Here is a 2,055-nt window from a genome sequence, read left to right as displayed (position 1 = left end):
CGAGATGCCGAAGAACGCGGCGTCGAAGTCGGCGACGCCGGGCAGGAAGCCGCCGGTGCGGGTGTACGACGTGCCGGTCCGGTCCGGGTCGGGGTCGAACAGGGTGCCGAGGTCCCAGCCGCGGTCGGTCGGGAACTCCCCCATCGCGTCGCGGCCCTCGACGAGCAGCTCCCAAAGTGCCTCCGGGGAGGTGGCGCCGCCGGGGAACCGGCCGGCCATGGCGACGACCGCGATCGGCTCGTCGCTGATCCCGCCCCGGCCGGTCCCCGGCACGGCCGCCGGGGCGCCGAGCAGGGTCTCCAGGAGGTGCCCGGCGAGGACCTGCGGGGTCGGGTAGTCGAAGACCAGCGTGGCGGGCAGGCTGAGACCGGTGGCGGCGCCGATCGCGTTGCGGAACTCGACGGCGGTCAGCGAGTCGAACCCGAGGTCGCGGAACGCCTCGTCGGTGCCGATGGCGCCGGTGCCGGCGTGGCCGAGGACGGCGGCGGCGCGGTCCCGGACGAGGTCGAGCAGCGTCGGTTGGCGTTGCCGGTGACGCGACCCAGTGCGGTGACGGCGGTGGCGGGGTGCATGGGGCGGACGCCGCCGCGGCGGTGCCGGTCGCCGAGGTCCCCGGCCATCCCGTCGCCGGCCCAGCTGCCCCAGGCGATGGATACGGCGGGCAGCCCTTCGGCGCGGCGCTGCTCGGCGATGGCGTCGAGGGCGGCGTTGGCGGCGGCGTAGTTCGCCTGGCCCGCCGAGCCGACGGAGCCGGCGAACGAGGAGAACAGGATGAACGCGTCCAGCGGCAGGTGGCGGGTGGCGGCGTCCAGGTGGCGGGCACCGTCGACCTTCGCCGCCATCACGGCGGCGACTCGTTCCGGGGTCAACGCGTCCACGGTGCCGTCGTCGAGGATGCCGGCGGCGTGGATGACCGCGTTCGGTGTGTACTCCGCGACCAGCCGGGTCACCGTTGCCCGATCGGTGATGTCGCCGGCCACGACCTCGACGCCTGGGACGTCGAGGGTGACGGCGTCCGGGCCGCGCCGGCTGACCAGCACGATCCTCGACGCGCCCTGGGCGGCGAGCCACTTCGCGACGTGTGTGCCGAGGGCGCCGGTGCCGCCGGTGACCAGCACGGTGCCTGAGGGACGCCAGCCTTGCCTGTCGGCGGTGGTCCGAGTCAGGCGGCGGGCGTGGGCGACGCCGCCGCGGATCGCCACCTGGTCCTCGGTGCCGGAGAGCACGGCCGGCAGCAGCGGCAGGTCCCGGTCGCCGTCGGCGAGGTCGATCAGGCCACCCCACCGGTCCGGGTGCTCCAGGGCCACGACCCGGCCCAGGCCCCAGACCGCACGCTGGGCGGGGTCGGTGGCCGCGCCGCGGGTGACGCACCACAGAGGCGCGTCGACGGTCTGTGCCATCGTGAGTGCTTCGGCGGCGTCGGCGGGCAGTGCGACCACGCCGGCGAAGGGCGCCTCCCCCGGCCGGTCTTCGCCGACCACTGTCGCGCCGGCGGCGGTCAGTGCCGCTGCGACGGCTTCGGATCGGTCCCCGAGGACGAGCCAGGTGCCGGTCAGGGTCACGGGGCGGGCCGGCAGCGGCGTCCACTCCTCGCGGTACAGCCAACGGTCCACAGTGGACCTGCGGTGACGCCACGCGCGGAGCGTGTCGAGGTCGCCGGAGTCGACGGCGGCCCAGAACTCGGCGTCGGGCTGGATGGCGTGGCGGACCGTTGGCCAGTACCGCTGCCGGTCGAACGGGTAGGTGGGCAGGTCCACGCGGCGCCCGCCGGCCAGGATCGCGGTCCAGTCCGGGGACCAGCCGTCGACGTGAGCCCGGGCGACGGCGGTCATCAGGGTGGTGGGTTCGTCGCGTCCCTTGCGCATCGCGGGGATGCCGTCGACCAGCGCGGACAGCACCCCGTCCGGACCGACCTCCAAGAACTTCGTCACGCCCTTGGCCCGGAGCGCCTCGACAGCGTCGGCGAACCGCACCGTGCCCCGCAACTGGTCCAACCAGTAACCCGGTTGCGTCACGTCGCCGGTGGAGGTGGTGGCAATCGGGATAACTGGTGGG

The 2,055-nt window shown here is 74.9% G+C and carries 1 protein-coding gene and 1 pseudogene; both read right to left on the bottom strand.

Going from position 1 to position 2,055, the window contains the following annotated elements:
* Nucleotides 1-450: pseudogene (locus OP18_RS62855) on the bottom strand (acyl carrier protein); the annotation flags it as partial.
* The gene (locus OP18_RS62850; RefSeq protein WP_425388714.1) at nucleotides 408-1,400 is read right to left on the bottom strand and encodes a beta-ketoacyl reductase; all 993 of its coding nucleotides are present in this window, start codon (nucleotides 1,398-1,400) and stop codon (nucleotides 408-410) included. The pseudogene OP18_RS62855 and the gene OP18_RS62850, both read right to left, overlap by 43 nt.
* Nucleotides 1,401-2,055: the final 655 nt, after the last annotated feature.

The sequence above is a fragment of the Dactylosporangium aurantiacum genome (assembly GCF_000716715.1).
Classification (GTDB): domain Bacteria; phylum Actinomycetota; class Actinomycetes; order Mycobacteriales; family Micromonosporaceae; genus Dactylosporangium; species Dactylosporangium aurantiacum.
This window is presented reverse-complemented; position numbering and strand designations above follow the sequence as displayed.